10 protein-coding genes are annotated in these 19,480 nt (G+C 67.6%); 3 read left to right on the top strand and 7 right to left on the bottom strand.

Features of this window, described 5'->3' with window-relative positions; genetic code table 11:
- Nucleotides 1–301: 301 nt before the first annotated feature.
- The 3 genes from ACFUJR_RS24775 to ACFUJR_RS24765 form a co-directional block, all read right to left on the bottom strand.
- Nucleotides 302–1,714, bottom strand: a complete 1,413-nt coding sequence (locus ACFUJR_RS24775) for a 4-hydroxyphenylacetate 3-hydroxylase family protein (RefSeq protein WP_383167061.1) — start codon at nucleotides 1,712–1,714, stop codon at nucleotides 302–304.
- Between the two features lie 381 nt (nucleotides 1,715–2,095).
- Nucleotides 2,096–3,832: an FG-GAP repeat domain-containing protein gene (locus ACFUJR_RS24770; RefSeq protein WP_383167058.1), complete on the bottom strand. Its 1,737-nt coding sequence runs from the start codon at nucleotides 3,830–3,832 to the stop codon at nucleotides 2,096–2,098.
- A gap of 175 nt (nucleotides 3,833–4,007) precedes the next feature.
- Nucleotides 4,008–7,190 (bottom strand): hypothetical protein, encoded by a 3,183-nt coding sequence (locus ACFUJR_RS24765; protein WP_383167055.1) that lies wholly within the window; start codon nucleotides 7,188–7,190, stop codon nucleotides 4,008–4,010.
- Nucleotides 7,191–8,133: 943 nt separating this feature from the next.
- Between ACFUJR_RS24765 and ACFUJR_RS24760 the strand changes: the two genes are divergently transcribed.
- On the top strand, nucleotides 8,134–14,565 hold the full coding sequence (locus tag ACFUJR_RS24760; RefSeq protein ID WP_383167052.1) for a polymorphic toxin-type HINT domain-containing protein: 6,432 nt from the start codon (nucleotides 8,134–8,136) through the stop codon (nucleotides 14,563–14,565).
- 581 nt (nucleotides 14,566–15,146) lie between these two features.
- Here the strand turns inward: ACFUJR_RS24760 and ACFUJR_RS24755 are convergent.
- The 4 genes from ACFUJR_RS24755 to ACFUJR_RS24740 form a co-directional block, all read right to left on the bottom strand.
- Nucleotides 15,147–16,415 (bottom strand): tyrosine-type recombinase/integrase, encoded by a 1,269-nt coding sequence (locus tag ACFUJR_RS24755; protein WP_383167049.1) that lies wholly within the window; start codon nucleotides 16,413–16,415, stop codon nucleotides 15,147–15,149.
- A complete protein-coding gene (locus ACFUJR_RS24750) occupies nucleotides 16,412–16,597 on the bottom strand; it encodes a helix-turn-helix domain-containing protein (RefSeq protein WP_329558116.1) in 186 nt (61 codons plus the stop codon). The genes ACFUJR_RS24755 and ACFUJR_RS24750 overlap by 4 nt, the downstream gene beginning before the upstream one ends.
- On the bottom strand, nucleotides 16,590–17,852 hold the full coding sequence (locus tag ACFUJR_RS24745) for a replication initiator (RefSeq protein ID WP_383167070.1): 1,263 nt from the start codon (nucleotides 17,850–17,852) through the stop codon (nucleotides 16,590–16,592). Before ACFUJR_RS24745 ends, ACFUJR_RS24750 begins: the two co-directional genes overlap by 8 nt.
- Before the next feature lie 117 nt (nucleotides 17,853–17,969).
- A complete protein-coding gene (locus tag ACFUJR_RS24740; RefSeq protein ID WP_383167045.1) occupies nucleotides 17,970–18,692 on the bottom strand; it encodes a GntR family transcriptional regulator in 723 nt (240 codons plus the stop codon).
- A 156-nt stretch (nucleotides 18,693–18,848) separates the two neighbouring features.
- On the opposite strand from ACFUJR_RS24740, the gene ACFUJR_RS24735 reads away from it, so the two are divergent.
- Both ACFUJR_RS24735 and ACFUJR_RS24730 read left to right on the top strand, forming a co-directional pair.
- On the top strand, nucleotides 18,849–19,046 hold the full coding sequence (locus tag ACFUJR_RS24735) for a hypothetical protein (protein WP_383167041.1): 198 nt from the start codon (nucleotides 18,849–18,851) through the stop codon (nucleotides 19,044–19,046).
- Nucleotides 19,043–19,273, top strand: a complete 231-nt coding sequence (locus tag ACFUJR_RS24730) for a hypothetical protein (protein WP_367551519.1) — start codon at nucleotides 19,043–19,045, stop codon at nucleotides 19,271–19,273. Before ACFUJR_RS24735 ends, ACFUJR_RS24730 begins: the two co-directional genes overlap by 4 nt.
- Nucleotides 19,274–19,480 lie beyond the last annotated feature (207 nt).

Here is a 19,480-nt window from a genome sequence, read left to right as displayed (position 1 = left end):
CTCGGCCCCGGCCCCCGGCCGGCCGGTCGCACCGCGCGCGGCGCGGCGCCGGGCCGGGCGAAGGACAGCTGCGGGACGGCGACCGGGCACCGCCTCCGACGGAGGGCGAGGTCCCCGGCCCGGGCCGGGCCGAGGGCCACGTTCCCGCACAGACCCCAACCGGGATCAGCGGCGCGGCGCCGGGCCGGGCCGGGGGCGAGGTTCCGGCACCGCCCCCAACCGGGATCGAGGTCCCCGCCCCAGGCCGGACCGAGGGCCACGCTCCCGCACCGACCCCACCCGGAATCGAGGTCAGGCCGCATCACTTCGTCGTGCCCAGGTCGTAGCCGTCCAGGCAGGTCCGCGCGAGGCTCTCGCAGGCGTCCGCGGCTCCTGCCCAGGTCTGCATGGTGAGGTAGACGTGCGGGGCGCCCTGATAGAAGCGCTCGTACTGCTCGTGCCGGCCGGCGAACTCCGAACCGAGGGCGTCCCAGGCCAGCTTGAGGAGCTTGAGCCGGCCCTCGGCCGGGTCGCCGGGCGTACGGACGTACTGCCGCACCAGGTCGCCGAGTTCGGGGTGGAGCAGATCTCTCCCACTGGCCGGGGTCTGGATGATCGCTCCACCGGCGAGCAGCTTGATGTCCGCCACGGCACGCGGGTACAGCTCGCCGGCCATGATGCGCTGCGCGAAGGAGATCTCCTGCCCGGGCCGTACGCCACCCCGCCCGCCGTCGACGGGCTCGTGGGACGCCTCGGCGCCGAGGACGAACGCCTTGGCCTGGGCGACCATCCCGAGGAGCCGGCCGACGGCCTGGGTGACCTGGGGGATCTTGTCCGTGCCGTTGGAGCGGGCGAGCAGGATGGCGAGCCCGGTGAGGAACTCCAGCTTGGTCCAGAAACGGGTGGCGGACTGGTGCACGAAGTTCACGTACGCCGGGGTCTCCCACCACATGGCGGCGGTCGCGGCGACGTTCCGGTAGGTCAGCACGCGCTCCCACGGGACGAAGACGTCGTCGCACACCAGCAGTGCGTCGTTCTCGTCGTAACGGGAGGAGAGGGGCTGGTCGAAGACGGACCGGGCGTTGCCTTCGTACGAGGTCCGCGAGAGGAGCTTGAGACCGGGGGTGTCGACCCGTACGGCGAAGGAGACGGCCCGGTCGACGTCCCCGTCCGGGAGCGGTTCGATCGTCCCCACGAGGATCTCGTCGGCGAAGACGGCCCCGGTGCCGATGGTCTTGGCCCCGCGCACGACGATCCCGCCGTCGCGCTCCTCGACGACCCGGACACCCTCGCAGGCGGGTTCGGTGATGGTGAAGGCGCAGTGGAGCCCGCCTTCGGCGAGCCGTCGGTGGAAGGCGAGTGCGTTCTCCGCGCCGTCGAACCGCTCGGTGGTGAACACCTCGGGCGCGGCGGCGAACCCGGCGGCGCCGGAGGCCATGTAGTCGGGCGTACGCCCCAGGAACCCGTAACTCGCCTCGGCCCACACCTTGTACGCCCGACGCCGCGCGACGAGATCCTCGTACGACCGGGGGACGGCGTAGGCCCGATGCACGCCGCCGGAGACCAGGATCTCGGTGTGCGGTGAGTCGTCGGCGAGGTCGAAGAGCCCGGCGAAGGAGGCCGCGGTGGCCCGGAAGGCGGGGTGCGCGGTGACGTCCTTGACCCGCTCCCCGTCGAGCCAGACCTCGCGCCCGTCGCGCAGCGCCTCCAGATACTCCTGCCCGGACCTCGTCACGGTGATATCGCCTCTCCTCGTGTGTCACGCCATGTACCGGACCCGAGCCTTCCCGTCACGGCCCACGAGAGGCAATGAACGACCGTCCACCGGTCCTTAAGAACCGGCCAGTCGGTGGCCGTTGACGGGGCTTTTGTACGGATCGCGCGGCGACCGGAGGATGCACGACGCGACATGAGCAGGCGGAACAACGTGCCGGGCGGCCGGGCGAGGCCGACCACGGCCTGGCGGACCCATGCGCGATCACGGCGGTGCCGCCGCCGTCCATGGCCGCCGGAAGGCCCCGTACTCGCCGGCCAGGCGCCCCAGGGACGCGGCTGCGCACCTCACACGCGACGAACACCCCGGGACGGGCCGGCATCCCGGGGTGGACGACGAGTCTCAGAAAAGCTGGTTGTACGTGTTCCAGCCGCCACCGATCCTGGTGCGGGTGGTGAACGGAGCTGCCGCGCTGCCGGTGCCCTTGTACAGCCACAGATAGCCGACCTTGTCGCGGGCGACGGCGTCGGCCTTGCCGTCGTCGGTGAGGTCCCCGGTGACGACGAGCTGGTTGTAGATGTTCCAGCCACCGCCGACCTTGGTGCGCGCTGCGTACGGGGCGGTGGCCTTCCCGGTGCCCTTGTAGAGCCAGAGCATGCCGGAGGCGTCGCGGGCCAGCAGGTCGGCCCTGCCGTCGCCGTTGAGATCGTCGCCGGCTGCGAGCTGGTTGTAGATGCTCCAGCCGCCGCCGATCTTCACGCGGGTCTTGAACCGGGCGCCGCTGGTGAGGCTGCCGGTGCCCTGGTACAGCCACAGCACGCCGGCCTTGTCGCGGGCGACGAGGTCCATGAGCCCGTCACGGTCGAGGTCGCCGGCGCCGGTGATCTGGCTGTAGATGTTCCACCCGCCGCCGACCTTGACGCGGGGCGCGTGGGGCCTGCCGCTGACGAACTGGCGGTCGTAGTACCAGAGGGTGCCGGACGCGTCCCGGGCGACGAGATCACCTAGTCCGCGAGTGACAGCCGACGGCTTCACGTCGCCGCGGTAGTACGGGCCCTGCTTGTGTGGTGACAGGGAGGTGATCGTGTTGTAGATCTGCCATCCGGCGCCGACCTGATTCCGGGTGTAGAACGGAGCGGCGGCCTGGCCGGTGCTGGCGTACAACCACATGGCGCCGGACCCGTCGCGGGCCAGCAGGGTGTGTCGGGGCGGTACGGACCTGCCGAGGGTGGCGAACGGGTCGCTTGTCTGGGTGACGTCGGTGTACTGGGTGCCGAAGTCGTAGATGTCGTAGCGCGTGACGGCCTGGAGGCGGACGGCGTACTGGTCCTGAGGGGCAGTCAGCTCGTACCCGATGGTGTGATCCCCGGGCTGAAGACGGCAGGCGATGTTCGACTGGGGAGAGAAGAGGGTGGTCGAGGTCAAGGAGCACGAGGCCCCGGGGCCGGTGGTGAGGCCGCCGAGGCGGATGGCCTCGGGCTGACGCCAGAGCTGTCCTTCGGCCGGCTGGAAGCGAAGGTGTAGCTCTCCGGCATCGTTGGCGTGGACGCGGAGTTCCTGACGAACCGTGCCCCCGTTGGGGAGCGTCGGCAGGTCGAAGTCCACCGTGTTCAGGGCCGCGTGTGTGGCGGTCTTGACGACGAGAGCGGCGCTGCCGTGGGTGGCGTCGGCCGGGAGCGCTCCGGCGGTGCGCGCGGCCTCGATTCCGGCCGCGAGGTCGCCGCCCTTGGGGACGTAGGCAAAGCCCCAGTAGACGGTGGTCATGTCCGCTGCGTCGTTGGGGACGCGGACCTCGGGCCGGAGGCCCGAGGGGCCGCACACGTAGACAGCGACGAGGCCCGCGACCTCCTCGCAGTGGCTGGGGCTGGCCGTGAACCCCTTGGGTACGCCGGCGCCGTCGCCGGATGTACCGGTCAGTGGCTTGGTGGAGAAGGCAATCACGGTCTTGCCGTCGGCCAGGCCCGACTCCACGACCGGGCTCAGGCGGGGTGCCGTGCCGGGGGCGGCGCTCTGGTCGTGCGCGGAGAGGCGAACCACGTTGTCCTCGGCTGCGGCCGGGCCCGAGTTCGCGAGTGTTGCCACGGTCAGCAGACCAGTTGCGGCGCTGAGTGCGGCTATGTGGCGTGCTGCTCGTCTCATGAGGTCCTTCACGATGTGAGGTGTGTTTGCGGGGCCAGCCGTTCCGGGGCGTATTTGAATGAAACGGCGGATGTCCAGGGGCGGGAGAGTCGGCCACCAGGTGGCGAGGGGCGGGCTGCTCCTCAGAGAGGTGTAGCCCGCCCGTCTGCCGTGCTGGTTGATCAGGACCGCGCTGTCAGAAGATTCCAGTGATCGTAGTTGCCCATCCGGCAGTACCAGCGAGGGACGGCTGGCGGTGCCAGGTGGGGCCTCCGGGGTAGGTCAGGAGGCAGCCTGTGGGGCAGGTGGTCGTGCGGGATGTTCCCGTGCTGTCGACGTACCCGACCGTGAGGTTGGCGTCGGCGGGCGTGGTGGCCCAGAAGTCGCCGTACGCTTCACCAGGTGTGGGCTGGAACTGCTTGAATGCCGTCACCTGGCCTTCGTCTGTGATCTCGGCATCCGTGACCGTCCCCTGGATGTTGCCCGGTGAGGTGAGGTACGGCCGGTAGGTCCAGCCGGCGCTACCGTATTCGGAGCGTGTTCCGAGGGAGAAGGTGCAGGCGTCGGGGCAGGTCCCGGTGAGCCGGCCGGGATAGAGGTACAGCTTTCCGTCGGCGGGGTTGCGGCCGATGAGGTCGCCGACGCCATCGCCGTTGAGGTCGTCCACGGCGAGGTTGGTGAAGTCCCGCCAACCTGCCGTACCGATCGTGTCTGGTTCGGTACTGAACGGGCCGGTGTGGTCCTGGCCACCACCTGCGACGACGTTGCCGCTGTACAGCAGCAGTTTGCCGTTGACGCAGTTTCGGGGTGTCGAGCTGTCATAGACGCATTCGACAGTGATGAGGTCGTTGCCGGGCTTGCCGTCGATGTTGCCGGGCATCACGATCTGGCGCAGGCCGCTCCAGTCGTCCTCAGAGGGGTGGGTGAGCTCCTGGCGGGAGTAGACCCAGGGGGAGCCGAGGCCGTTGCCGGGGTAGAGGTAGAGCCTGTTGTTGGAGAGCCGGACGAGGAAGTCCTCGTAGCCGTCCGGCATCGCTGTGGGGCTGGCGAAGCCCTGCAGGTCGCCGCGGTGGGCGATCAGCGCACCGCCCCATCCGCCGGTGCCGACGGTGACACTGGCTGCGGGCGAGTTGGTGGTGCCGTTGCCCTTGTACAAGCGCAGCTTGCCGTCGGTATCGGTGGCGACGAAGTCGGCGTAGCCGTCTCCGGTCAGGTCCCCCCGACGGTCCACACCCGTCTCAAGCGGGGTGACGCCGGGCTCGTAGACGAACTCGGACGGCGTGGTGGAAAGCGTCACCGTCTCCCGGGTGCCGTCGACAGGTGAGTGGTTCCCGGCGGCGTCGTAGGCGACCACGTAGAGCATGCTCGAGGGGCGTCCCGAAGGGATGACCGTGATGGTGGCGGTGTTGGCGGCGTCGCTACCGGCGTCTACCCAGGTGCCGTTGGCGCAGCGGGTGCTGGAGATGGACACGCGGTGGTCCATGGCCCAGCAGTAGCCGACCACATCCGAAACAGTGGTGGTGAGCCGGAGCTGGACACTCTTGCGGGCCTGGTACTTGTCGGTCTCCTCGTTCAAGGGGGTGTTATCGGCATGAAGAACGGTCACCGGCGTGTCCGGTTCGATGCTGTCGACTGTGAAGGAGCAGGCGGCGGTGGTGGCGCTATTGGGCCCTTCGTGGTCGGCTGCGTAGACGGTCCACGTGTAGGTGCCGTTGGCGAGGTTCTTGGCAGGCATGGTGACCGATGCCCACTGGTTGCTTGAGACCCTCTGCCAGTTCAGGTTCGGTGCGAACGATACCGGTGCACCACTGGAGTTCTTGACCGAGAAGTTCGCATCAATGGTTCCGCCATCACGGTCTTTGACCTTCGCCGTCAGAACGATGCCGCTGTTGCCGATGGCCGAAGCGCACGGGACCGGCTTGTTGCCGTCACCGGACGGCACCCAGGTGCCCTCGTAGGCTGCGTGGGCCTCGACGGTGGGCTTGTAGTTGTACTCGACCTCGAGGACCGGGTTGTTGCGGAAGCGCTTGTAGCTGTCGGGCTTGTACTCGTAGGTGCTGGCGGCTCGCAGGCCGAATGCCAGGGTTCCCCAGTGGTTCTGGGCGGCCTGGCGGACGTAGTTGGTCAGCGCGGTGGACTTGTAGTCGTTGGTGGGGTCAACTCCGGGGCAGTAGGTGGCGTTGTTGCCTGCGTAGGAGTCGGAGTCGAGTTTGGCCGCCCACAGGGAGCCGTTGTTGTTCCAGGTGATGTTGTCTGTGATGGAGCCGGTGGACCACAGTTCGGTGGGTCCGGCGGCAGCGGCGCTACAGCCCCAGGTGTGGGTCGTGTTCACGGCGAAGGTGGCGTCGAGGATGTCCGCGCCTTCGAGGCCGTTGGTGTTCATCGCGAAGAACGAGCGTGTGGCGCCGGTGCCGTTGTAGCCGACCCGGGGCTCGTCGGCGGGGTTGGAGGAGTTCCACCCGGATCCGTTGGGGTAGGAGGCACTGGGCGTGGCCGAGTAGACCACCGCCCACTTCTCGCGGTCGCCATCGCCGAAGACGGGGTCGATGACCAGCGGGAACTGGTCAGCGGAGGTGAGGAGGTCCGCGTCGGGGGTGAGGGTCAGGGTCGTGCCGGTGACGTCCGCGACGACTGGGGCGCTGTCGGGCTGCTCGCCCTCTGTGGCGGCTGCTGTCCTGGCGGCCGTCTTGCCTGCGGTGCTCTCCTGTCCCTCGGGCGCGACCGGGGGGTGTTCCCACATCTTGGGCCCGGGGGCGCTGAAGACGGTCTCGCCAGTGGCGTCCTTGGCCAGGAGCTTGTTGTCGGCGGTCTCGGTCAGGGTGACGCCGTCGGTCTGGATGCCGAGCTTGATGCTGCGCAGGGCAGGGTTGGCGGCCGCCTGGGCGTTCTTGACGATGAGGTGCTGGGCGAAGCCGTCGACCTCGGCGGTGAGCTTCAGGTCCACGTCGGGGAGGACTGAGCGGTAGACCGCTGTGTCTCCTTCGATGACCGGCTCGGGCAGGGCGGCGGGCCAGGTCAGGGCGAGCTTCTTGCCCTTCTTGACCATGGTGGCCATCGGCTGTGTGCCGCCGCCGGAGAAGGTGATGGAGAACGCCGCGCCTGCCGGCGTGATCGTGCCGTCGGTGTTCGTGACGAGCGTGGGGTCGGTCTTGGCCCACATGCCCTGCCATCGGGTCCACTTCGCGGTGCCGTAGGACCGGCGAGTGGTGGTGCCGTCGGGATTGGCGAAGAACTCGGCCTTCTCCTCGCGGCGCTCGATGATCTCCACGCGCTTGCCGGTGCGGGCGGCCTCCTTGAAGGCCGCCTCCTCGAAGCGGGCCTCCGGCTCCGCGGTCTCGCTGCCGGCGCTGGTCGTTGTGGCTGTCTTGGGCGTGGCCACGGCCGCTGAGAAAGGGAGTGCCATCGAGGCGGCTATCGCGAGAGCTATCGCTCTGCGGCCGCGTCTGGATCTGGTGGTGCTCATGTTCTTGAATGCCTTTCCGGAGGACGCGGCTCTCTCTTCCGCGAGAAAGCGATATCAGCCCTGGTGCGGGACTCTATACCGCCCCGCAGGATCCCCTGCGAAGCAGGCATCCTTTCATTACCTGCCAGGTAATCCAGTCCTCACATGACCATCACAACGACGTGTCGCCCGGTCGCCCAAGGGTGGGCCAGATGCGGCATTTACCCATTTAAGGATCCCAAAATGCCTGTTCAGGAAGATGATCACGCTTGCAGGGAACCCGTCAGGGATTGGGGCGATGGGTCATGCAGGAACCGGAACGCATCTTCACAATTGTGGTTGCCAGAAGTACAAGCGGCAGTGTTGGATGCCAGTGATCAACTGACTTTCGTGCGTTTATCGGGTGGGGAATTCGATGCTTTTCCGTGACGGCTTTGCCATGCCCTTCTACAGAAACTCGGACGCGGGCGCGGCAAAGCTGTCACGCACCGGAATCGTCGGCATTCTTTCTGCGGCCCTCAGTATTTCTCTGCTTACTGCCCCCGCATGGGCCGACCCCGTTGAGAAGCCGGGCCCCACTCCTGTCCCGAAGGCCAAGTCCGTCGAGGGAACCGACTACTTCCCCACCGGCCTGAGGAAGAGACCCAAACCGCCCAGGTCATGGACGCCCCCACCGGTCACCTGGCCGGGCCCCGCCTCGCGGGAACTCAGCCTGCAGTCCGGTGCCGGGGCCAGTGACAGCGCGACGGTCGGCGGAGTTCCCGTCCGCCTCACCGCTGGCACCTCGCAGGCGAGGAAGGCCGCGACTGGTCCCGGCCGTGTGGAGTTCGCCGTCAAGGACCGTGCTGCTGCCCGGAAGGCGGGGGTTGACGGACTGCTGATGACGCTGCGCCCCACTGACACGGCGGCCTCGCCGTCCGGCCAGGTCGGTGTCGAGGTCGACTACACGACCATCCGCGGTGCCTACGGCGCCGGCTGGTCCTCGCGTCTGCGACTGGTGACGCTGCCGACGTGCGCGCTGACGACCCCGGAGAAGCCGGAATGCCGTAAGCAGACGCCACTGGCGACCGAGAACGACGCCAAGAACCACACCCTCACCGCCACCCTCACGACGGCCGGTACCCCATCCCCCCTCACCGCCCCGACCGCCACCGAATCGGCCAGGACGGCTTCACCGTTGTCCACCCTTGCGATGGGTACGGCGGGTGCCACGGTGCTGGCCGCGACAGCCAGCGCCAGTGGCAGTGAGGGCTCGTTCAAGGCGACCTCGCTCGCCGCGTCCGGCTCGTGGAACGCGGGCGGCAACTCGGGCGGCTTCGGCTGGAGCGTACCCATCGATGTCCCGGCTGCCCCGGGCGGTCTGGCTCCGAAGGTCGCCCTCTCCTACAACTCGTCCGCGATCGACGGCCGTACCGCGTCGACGAACAACCAGGCGTCGTGGATCGGTGAGGGCTGGGAGTACTCGCCCGGCTTTGTCGAGCGCCGCTACGCCTCGTGTGAGAACGACAAGCAGGGCGGCAACAACACCACCAAGACCGGCGACCTGTGCTGGAAGTCGGAGAACGCCACCCTCTCACTCAACGGCTCCTCCAACGAGCTCGTCTGGGACTCCGCCAAGAGCACCTGGAAGCTCCAGAGCGACGACGGCTCCCGTATCGAGCGTATCTACGACACCACCGCCAACAACTCGGGTGATGCGGACTCCGAGTACTGGAAGGTGACCACACTCGACGGCACCCAGTACTGGTTCGGCAAGAACCGCCTGCCCGGCTGGGACACCGAGACCAACTCCGTCTTCACCGTCCCCGTCTACGGCAACCACAGCGGCGAGCAGGGCCACGGCACCGACTACGCCTCCTCCGCCGAGCAGCAGGGCTGGCGCTGGAACCTCGACTACGTCGTCGACCCCCACGGCAACGCCATGGCCTTTCACTACACCAAGGAACAGGGCTACTACGCGCAGAACGGCAAGACCGACGACCCCAAGCCCTACACGCGTGGCGGCTACCTGAACCGGATCGACTACGGTCTGCGCGCCGGTGCCGCCTACCCGGCGAACCCGGCCGGGCGGGTCACCTTCACCACCGGGGACCGTTGCCTGTCGAACTGCACCTTCGACGAGGCGCACGCCACCAGCTGGCCCGACGTCCCCGTCGACCTGAACTGCACCTCGGGCACCGAATGCCTTCAGGCGTCGCCGTCGTTCTGGTCGAAGCAGCGGCTGCGGACCATCAACACCTTTTCCCTGGTCGGCAGCACCCTGCAGCCCGCCGACACCTGGACGCTGAACCAGTCATTCCCGGCGACAGGCGACACCTCGACCCCGACACTGTTCCTCGACTCCGTGCAGCGCACCGCCAAGGCCGGGGCGCTGGCGGACATCGCCATGCCGGCGACCACGTTCGAGGGCACGCTGATGGCCAACCGGGTCGACGCCGCAGAAGGCCGTCCGCCTCTCAACAGGAAGCGGATCACCAAGGTCACCAACGAGACCGGCGGCCAGACGCTGGTCACCTACCACCCCACCAACTGCACCCCGACGACCCTGCCCGCCCCGGACGCGACCACGTCCAAGCGGTGCTACCCGTCCTGGTGGACCCCCGAGGGCTTCGCCGACCCGGTCAAGGACTGGTTCCACAAGTACCTGATCTCCACGATCACCGAGGACGACACCACCGCCGGCAGCGGATCCGAGTCGAAGACCACCAGCTACACCTACTCGGACGGCCCGCACTGGCGCCGTGACACGAGCGAGTTCACCCTCGACAAGCACCGCTCGTGGAACGTCTACCGCGGCTACGGCACCGTCCGCACCTACACCGGCGCCGTCAACCGCGTGAAGAACGTCAAGACCTACTTCCTCGGCATGGCCGGCGACACCCTCGCCGACGGCAGCGCCCGCCCGGTCGCCACCATCAACGGCATCACCGACCGCGAGGACTTCTCCGGCCGTACCGCCGCCAGCTTCGCCTACGACGAGGACGGCAGCGGCGGCAAGACCACCGCCAAGACCCACTACATCCCGTGGGCATCCGGAGTCACCGCCACCCAGCCCGTCACCGGCATCACCGACCCGGACAAGCCCGGCACCCCCGGTCCCACGCTCCCCGCGAAGACCGCGCATCTGTCCGGCACGGTCGGCGAGTATCAGCGCACCCTCCTCGACGACGGCGTCACCTGGACGCTGCTGAAGACGACCCGCACCTACGACTCCACCTACGGCCTACTCACCAGCGAGAAGGACGACGGCGCTGCCGGCAGCGTCGAAGCCCGCTGCACGGTCACCAACTACGTCACCCCTGACACCACGAACTGGCTGATCGCCTACCCCAGCGAAGTCATCACCAGCGCGAGCGGCATCTGCGACACCAGGCCGGACGAGGTAACCGGCTGGGCGCGCACCTACTACGACGGCAAGGCCTTCGGCGCCGCACCCGCCGCCGGCAAGGTAACGGCAACGAAGACGGAGCAGCTCTCCAGCTACACCCCGGAACTCACGCCTGTTTGGGACACCGTCTCCCAGTCCACGTACGACCAGTACGGCCGCGTCCTCACCGTCAAGGGTCAGGACCAGCAGACCGTCACCACCACCTACGAGCCGGCCGCCGGTGCGCAGCCGACCGCCATCACGACCAAGAACGCCAAAAACCACACCACCAAAGCGACACTCGACGGCATCCGCGGCCTCACCCTGACCGCCACCGACGCCAACAACCGCACCACCACCAGCGAGTACGACGCACTCGGCCGCCTCACCAAGGGCTGGAGCACGGGCCGCACCACCACGCAGCAGCCCAACGCCACCTTCACCTACAACCTCTCCAAAACCCTGCCCTCCACCGTCACGAGCAAGAAGCTCTACGAGAACGGCACCTGGGGCACCAGCGTCACCATCTACGACTCCCTCCTGCGCGCCCGTCAGACCCAGACCGACGCCATCGGCACCACCGGCCGCGTCATCACCGACACCTTCTACGACAACCACGGCCGCGCATACCTCACCAACGCGCCCTTCTACAACAGCAGCGCGGTCTCGACCACGATGCTGAGCGTCACCCCCAACCAAATCCCCCAGGCCATCCAGAACGAGTACGACGGCCGGGGACGCGTCACCGCGAGCATCCAGCTCTCGCTCAACGTCGAGAAATGGCGCACCACCAACACCTACGGTGACTACTGGAGCGCAAGCGTCCCGCCCACGGGCGGCACCGCCACCCTCACGCTGACGGACGTTCGCGGCAGGACTATCGAGCAGCGCCAGTACAAGGACCGCAACCCCCTCATCGGCGCCGCAGACACCCAGTACGAGACGATCGCCCGTAGCTACGACGAGGCAGGCCGCCTCGCCAAGCTCACCGATGCCTCAGGCCGCAACTCATGGACCTACATCTACGACCTGCGTGGCCGTCAGACGGCCACGACGGATCCTGACAAGGGCCCGAGCACGACCCGCTACGGTGCCGACGGGCGCGTAGAGACGGTCACCGACGCCCGCGGCACCACACTGGCGACCACTTACGACGAGCTGGGCCGCAAGACGAGCCTGCGTACCGGGTCGGTGACCGGGCCCAAGCTCGCCGAGTGGACCTACGACACCGCGACCGGTGGCCTGGGACTTCCCGCCACCTCCACGCGCTACGACTCCTCCATCACCGCCAACGCCGCGTACACCACGGCAGTCACGGGATACGACACCACCGGCCGCCCCACCGGCACGAAGGTGACTGTTCCCTCGGTCACCGGTGAAGAGAAGCTCGCCGGCACCTACACCGTCACCACCACCGCAACGCCGGTAAGCGGCCTGCCGAAGACCGCGGCCTACAGCACCACCAACACCAACGCCACCACCGCGCTCCCTGCCGAGACCGTCACCTCCCACTACGGCGCGCAGGACATGCTCGGCATCGTCGACGGCACCCTCAACCACGCCTACCTCCGCGGCGCCAGCTACACCCCGTTCGGGGAACTCGCCCAGGCCCAGCTGGGGAACCTCGGCAAGATCGTCACCCAGACCCTGACCTACGAGACGTCCACGCGGCGACTGGTCAAGTCCAAGGCCGACCGTGAACTGGCCGGCCCCGCGACTCCGTCCAACATCACCTACAGCTACGACCCGGCCGGCAACATCACGGGCATCCGTGATGCCCAGAACGACGGCACCGTTGTCGATGAGCAGTGCTTCAGCTACGACTGGGCCCGCCGCCTCGCCGAGGCATGGACCTCGGGCGACGCCTGCGCCACCAAGCCCGCCAACGGAGCTGGCAACCCGAACCTCGGTACCGTAGACCCGTACTGGACCAGCTGGACCTTCACCGACACCGGCCAGCGCGCCACGGAAACCCTCCACAAGGCCGGCCCCATCACCGCGGACACCACCCGCACCTACACCTACCCGACCACCACCGGCGCACCCCAGGCCCACGCAGTCCGCTCGGTCACCGCCACCGGCGGAGCCACCGGCACCGACGCCTACGCCTACGACGCCACCGGCAACCTCACCAACAAGACCCCTGCCAACGCGGGACCCGTCCAGGACCTCACGTGGAACGAAGAGGGCAAGCTCAAGACCTCCACCACAGCAGGCGCCACGACCTCGTTCCTCTACGACGCCGGGAACACTCGCATCGTCAAGCGGGAACCGACCGCCACCACCGTGTACCTCCCCGGCGGCCAGGAACTCGTCCTCACCAAGGCGACCAGCACCGTCACCGGCACCCGCTACTACACGGTGCCGGGCGGCTCGGCGATCCGCACCAGCAGCGACGGCAAGGTCCGCCTCCTCGTCGCCGACCACCACAACACCAACACCCTCTCCTTCAGCTCCACCACCCTCACCTTCAACCGCCGCAAAACCCTCCCCTACGGCGGCCAGCGCGGCGCAGCACCGGCCTTCTGGCCCGGCCAAAAGGGCTTCGTCGGCGGCGACATCGATCCCACCACCGACCTCACCCACATCGGCGCCCGCGAATACGACCCCAACCTCGGTCAATTCATCAGCGTCGACCCAATCCTGTCGCTAGACCAGCCGCAGTCCCTAAACGGATACAACTACGCCAACAACAACCCGGTCACCCTTTCGGACCCCACGGGACTCAAGGCCGACCACTGCGCTCATTACCAGAACTGCACGGCAAACGGCGGCACCATCAATGACTGCACCGGAGTAGCCAATGACGGTAACTGCGTAACCAACCCGGGCACAAAGAAGAAGAAGGAAAATAAGGGCACGAATGACGAAGATGAGGGGAGCGGCGAGTCCTACGACTTCACGTACTCCACCCCAGTGCAAGAAGTGTTCTACGGGCTCTTCAGCAGTGCGGCGCACACTTCCTCCCTCTTTGGCTGGCTCGGCGACGGCGACTGCTGGGGGTCAGGCGGCCCCGGCCTTCCTGGCTGCGACTACGGTGGCTCCTACGACCAGTGGATGCGAGAGCAGGGCATCGACACCTCGTCGGACTGGTATACCGTGCCGGGATTCCTTGCAGAGGTGTGGGCTCACGGCAAGGCCGGTGGGACCTCAGGTCCGGGACTTCGGAAGAAGTTCACCTCGCTCTGCAACAAGTGCTTCCTAGCCGGAACCCCCGTCCTCATGGGCGACGGCACACGGAAAAACATCGAGGATGTTCGACTTGGCGACGAGGTGCTCGCTACAGACCCCGAAACGGGCAAGACCGGAAACCGCAAGGTAACCCGCCTGATCGTCACTGAAGACGATAAGCACTTCAACGAGCTGACGATCGCCACCAGCGACGGCACGCAGAGACTCACTGCAACACACGAGCACCCCTTCTGGTCACCATCCGAGAACAAGTGGGTCGAAGCGCGCGAGCTCGCCAAGGGCATGACCCTGCTCACCGACCAGGGTGCAGCCGTCGAGGTGACCGGCAACCGCCCCTACTCCCAGCATGCACGCACGTACAACCTCACCGTCGACGACCTGCACACGTACTATGTGCTGGCGGGCGAAACGCCGGTCCTGGTTCACAATTCAAACTGTCCGCCTGCCGAAACAGTCAAAAACCTGCCGGAGGTCACAGCCCCCAAGCCCCTTAAGCCTTCTCAGGCCGATCAGGCGTGGAGTGATTTCTTGGGACCTGGACCGTACACAAATATTCACCCGCGAACTGGGCAGGTGGATCCCAACCGTCTCGTATCTTCCGATGGGCGCCGTAGCATCCGGATGGGTGATCACGAGATGAACAGCAAGCCCACGAAGTTCCACTTCCATATGGAGACGTGGGATTGGAACTCCGTCACAAACACATGGACTGTCGGCAATACGATGCAGCGAGTTCCCTTGGGGGTGAAATGATGAGAGTAGAAGTTCTGCAAGTCCTAGCCCCATCGCAAGGCATCGTGCGCTTCAAGTGCGAGTGTGGCATCGCATCTGGCCGCTGGATGGGGTCGAACCCTGCCGAAGTAGGTGAATTCGATGTCGAGATCGAAGTCCCGGAAGACGTCGCAGACTGGACGGCCGGCCCCTCGGGTGCTACTTCCCTATCGGAGGCCGGGGCGGAGTCTGCCACCCTCATCACGGGCCAAGTCGTCAGATTCGACGATGGCGATGATTCGGTCGTGGAGATCAGAGTAGGGTCGGACATCCTCCTGATTGAAATCCCGAATCGAAGGTCGGAGCTTACTGTGGAGGGTTTCATTTCCTTCCGGGCTCCCGAAATTCAGCTCTACCCGTACGATCTGTAAGTGGCCTAGCCGAAAGGCGTAGGCAAGAATTCTACGGGATTCACCTTGGAGGGCCCTGTGTGGGTTCTCGCGAGAATGGTGTTTGACTCTCGGTAGCTTCGGCCAGCTGGGATTCCAATACCGTCGATGAAGCCCCACCGAGCGTGTTCGGTGGGGCTTCTGGGGTTCTTGACGGCAACGGTGACGGCAACGTCAGCGGACCGTTGCCATGGCGGGTGGGTCGTCGGGGTTGTCGTTGGCCGCACTGAGTGCGCCGTTGAGAGTGTCGATGGCTTGGCGTTGGAGACGGAGCCGGACGTGGGCATAGACGCCGGCGGTGACGCCGATGTGGGCGTGGCCGAGGAGCTCCTTGATGACGACGAGGTCCACTCCCTGTTCCAGTAGCAGGGTGGCGGTGGAGTGGCGGAGGTCGTGGAAGCGGATGCGCCGGAGCCCGGCGCTGTCGAGGAAGCGGCCAAAGCGCCGGCTCATGTTGGCTGGGTCGATCGGTCCGCCGGTCGGAGTGGTGAAGACGAGCCCGCTGTCCTTCCAGCTGTCACCGGCCGTCCTGCGTTCTACTTCCTGATGTTGCCGGTGGCTCTTCAGCGAGTGGACGGACTCGGTCGGTAGGGCGATGCGGCGTTCGGAGGCACGGGTCTTGGTGGGCAGGTGGGTGAGGCCGCCGGTGCGGGTGCGCTGGAGTGAGCGCCGGATGCTGGCCGTTCCGGTGGTGAGGTCGAGGTCTTCCCAGTGGAGGCCGAGGAGTTCGCCCTTGCGGAGTCCGGTGCGTAGCGCGAGTTCGTACAGCGCGTGGAGCCGATCGGTGCGGGCTGCGTCGAGGAACTGGCGGGCCTCCGCTGCGGTGAGGGGCCGGAATCGCCGGGGACGGGGCGCGGTGGTCTTGACGTTCCGGGCGACGTTGCGGGGCAGCTCGTCTTCGCGGACCGCGTGTTCCAGCGCCGACTTGAGCACCGAGTGCACGTAGGTCACGGTCAAAGCGGACAACTGCTTCTGGCAGCACTGGCCGATGGCGCAGCACCTCTCCCGTTCGGTGTCCAGTCCCTGGGCGCAGCATTGGCAGGTGGTGCGGAGCCGGTCGAGGAAGGTGCGGACGTCCTTGGCGGTGAGGCGCGCGACCTTCTTGGTGCCGAGGCCGGGGTTGAGGTGGAGGCGGACGCAGGTGGCGTAGCGGGTGTGGGTGTTCTCGCGGAGCCGGTGGACGGCGACGCCGTTCAGCCAGTAGGTGAGGTAGTCGCCGAGGGTGCTGTCGGCGGTGGCGACGGGGAGGCCGCGGTTGCTGTCGGCGATCTTCTCGGTGAGTTTGTCGGCGGCTTCTTTCCGGGTGGTGCCGTAGACGCGGACGCGTTTGCTGGTGCTGTTGGCGGCGAGGACGTAGCCGGCGGCTTCCCAGCGGCCGTCCTTGCGCTGGTAGATGGTGCCTTCGCCGTTGGCGCGGGCCTTCTTGCGCTTGGGGGCGGTCATCGGGCGGTCTCTTCCAGGTGGCGCTGGACGTAGTCAGCGAGGGCGTGGGCGGGGATGCGGCGGGCGCGGCCGATGGTCAGGGAGGCCAGGCGGCGGGTGCGCAGGAGGTCGTAGAGGGCGGAGCGGCCGATCTTGAGGCGGGCCATCGCCTCGGGGACGGTGAGGAGTTCGTCGTCACGCACCGGCTGTCACCGCCTGTTCGCGTGTCGGGCCGCCGCCGATGAGGGAGGCGAGGCGTTCGAGGTCGGGGGTGAGGCCGGTGCCGTCGTAGGCCCAGTGGGCGAGGACGAGGGTGGTCGGGGAGGGCGGAGGGGTGTGGCGGCGGTGCCAGGCGGCTCGTGCGGCCCGGAGGGCGCCGAGGGTGGTGGAGTAGGTGCGGGTCTTGGTGGAGAAGTGGCCGCGGAAGCCGAGCATGTGGGCCCACTTGCGCAGGTTCAGGTGTTTGAGGTCGTCACGTGCGCCGAGGGCCCAGGCGGTGCGGATCATGCGGGCGGCGTGCTCGGGCACGGACTCAAACCAGAGATCGGTGATCCTCTTCAGCCGATGGTCGAGGGTGCCGGTCGCGCCTTCGGTGCCCTTGGTGGCGTACTTGGCGACGTATCCAGCGACCTTGCCCTCGGTGATCGTGGTCCCGCCCTGGAAGGCCGTGGACCGGATGATCCTGGTGTCGATCTGCTCGCCAAAGTCGAAGAAACGAGCGCGGCCGTTGACCTCGGGCCCGTCGATGTGGGCGCGGGTGGCCGCGCTCCGGATGGCGTCGGCGAGCAGTTCGGGGGTGGCCCAGGCGGGTGGTGGGGTGTAGGGGCCTGCGGTGCCGTCGAGGCGGATCACGGCGTGGAAGTGGATCAGCCCGCGCTGCTGGTACTCGGCGACCTTGGCGTACGAGACCCGCACGACCTTGGAGAGCAGGCGCTGCGGGACACCGGCAACGGCAGCGATGGTACGGCGCAGGTGGAGCATGAAGCGCGCCCACAAGGCAGGGGCGTGGGCGTTCCACAGCACGGCGCCGGTGTAGTCGTACCGCTCGGGGTCGAGCGGTGTGCCGAGGAGCGGGTCGCCTTTGGTGTGGGCGCGTCCGCAGCGGCAGTGGGCGGAGCCGCCCACGCGTCGCCCGTGGACCGGCCCGTACGAGGGCGCGGTGAGGGTGGCGAAGACGCGGGGGTGGGTGGCGACCTGGTCGGGGATGTTCTTGCCGCCGCGCAGGCCGGCGGCGATGAGGTGGTAGGTGTCCTGGCGGTAGAGCTCGGCGCAGGAGGGGCAGCGGCTGGTGCGGCGGTTGCCGCATCGGACCAGGAGATGTCCGGCGGGCAGTTTCTTGGACTTCAGTTCGCGCAGGATCTCGCCGGTGAAGGCGTCGATCTCGGTGCGGTGGCCTTCGAGCCGAATCGGCTGGGCGCAGCCGCCGAGCGAGGACAGTTGCCGTACCACGCCGAGCAGATCGCGATAACCGGTGAACGTGGGCAGCGCGGGTGCGCCTCGAAGGCCGCGACGCGGACTGAGGCGGACACGTGAAAGGCCGCAGGCTGGCTTTCGGGGACGCTTCGTGTGGATCGGTCAGGGCTCGTACTCGTAGCCGATGGTGAACCGGGGCGGCAGACACCATTCCCCGTACTCGATGACCCCTTCCGCGTCCGACCATCGGTGGGCGCCGGCCAGGATCGGGGCGCCGACCGGCAGCCCCAGTGCGCTCGCCTCGCGGGCGTCGGCGGGGCGGGCGTGCATGTCGTCGCGGGCGTGGGTGATCGTGCGCTCGGTGGCTTCCAGCACCCGGGCGGACAGTCCGTGATTGCGGCCCGGGGCGGTGTTCAGCAGGTCCGGCACGAGGGCGGCGAACGGGGCCGGGTACCAGGTCACGGCGAACACGGTCCGGGTCTTGCCCCGTCCCGCCAGCCACTCGCGCCGCACCACCTGATCCCCGGCCTCCAGGTCGAAGATCTCCGCCACGTACAGCGGCGGGATGATCAGCTCGGCCGCCGTCACCCGGCTCGTCTCGCCCTCGGCCAGGAACGACTTCACCCGCTGGACCCGGGTCAGCCGGTCCCGGGCCGACAGCGTCCAGCGAGGGTCGTCGGCGACGTAGGTGCCCCTGGGGGTGGTGCGGATGAAGTTCTCCACCTGGAGAGCCTGCAAGGCTCGGGAGACCGTAGCGGCCGCGGCCTGCCACTGGCCGGCGATCTCCCGGTTCGTCGGCAGCTTGGCGCCCGGCTCAAGCTCTCCCGACAGGATGCGCTCCCGGAAGTGATCCGCGATCTTCGTGAACGTCTTGGGACTGGGCATAAGGCGTGCCCCTCCGTTGAGTTGACGTAATGTCAGTGGAAGCACACTAGTGCACTACGAACCGTAGCGGGAGTGCTTCGGCCACTCGAATACTGAACTAGAGCACCGACCTGTCAAGAGGTCGGCCATGTGACGTTCGAGAGGTGGCGATGTGCAGTGACGGAGCCGATCAGGTACTCGACCCCGCCAGTTGAACTCCCCTTGCGCCTGGAGCTGGAGCCGGTACCCGTTGAGGGCTGTGCGGGGTGCGCGGAGCTGGCCAACGTGCGCGACCGGGCCCGCGAGGTCGGTGACATGACCACCGTCAGCGACTGTAACGTCTACATGCGACGCCACCCGGAGGGCCATCAGTGAGCCCCCGCGCTGTATACCGGCACGTCGTTCACACCATCCGTCACGCGCCCGAAGGCGGCATCACCTACGAGGCGTTCTGCACCGCTGCCAACTGCGAAGCCGAATCCGGACCCCACGCCGAGCAGGAAGCCGCACAGGACTGGGCACTCCGCCACACCGGACGCACCGGTCACAACCTGTTCAGACGCGTCTTCACCGACCACGCCAAGGTCACCCGAGCCGAGTAGAACCACCACCGCCAGCCGGAACAGGACCCACAACCCGTGGGCCATCGCACCAGGCCAGCAGCCCAGCCGAACGCTCAACCGACAGCCAGGGCGTACCGCCGAAGCGGGATGCGTCCAAACTTTCTCTACGTCTTCAAGGCGACCCGCTGACGCGGGTCGGGCTGCACGGCCACCACACCCGCACACCCCCCGCTCCCCCCCCCCCGA

Source organism: Streptomyces sp. NPDC057271 (assembly GCF_042668715.1).
Classification (GTDB): Bacteria; Actinomycetota; Actinomycetes; order Streptomycetales; family Streptomycetaceae; genus Streptomyces.
This window is presented reverse-complemented; position numbering and strand designations above follow the sequence as displayed.

Bases quoted from the DNA above. Each gene is read 5' to 3' on its own strand.
- ACFUJR_RS24770 (WP_383167058.1), bottom strand. From the start codon at position 3,832: ATGAGACGAGCAGCACGCCACATAGCCGCACTCAGCGCCGCAACTGGT.
- ACFUJR_RS24760 (WP_383167052.1), top strand. From the start codon at position 8,134: ATGACGCTGCGCCCCACTGACACGGCGGCCTCGCCGTCCGGCCAGGTC.
- ACFUJR_RS24755 (WP_383167049.1), bottom strand. From the start codon at position 16,415: ATGACCGCCCCCAAGCGCAAGAAGGCCCGCGCCAACGGCGAAGGCACC.
- ACFUJR_RS24740 (WP_383167045.1), bottom strand. From the start codon at position 18,692: ATGCCCAGTCCCAAGACGTTCACGAAGATCGCGGATCACTTCCGGGAG.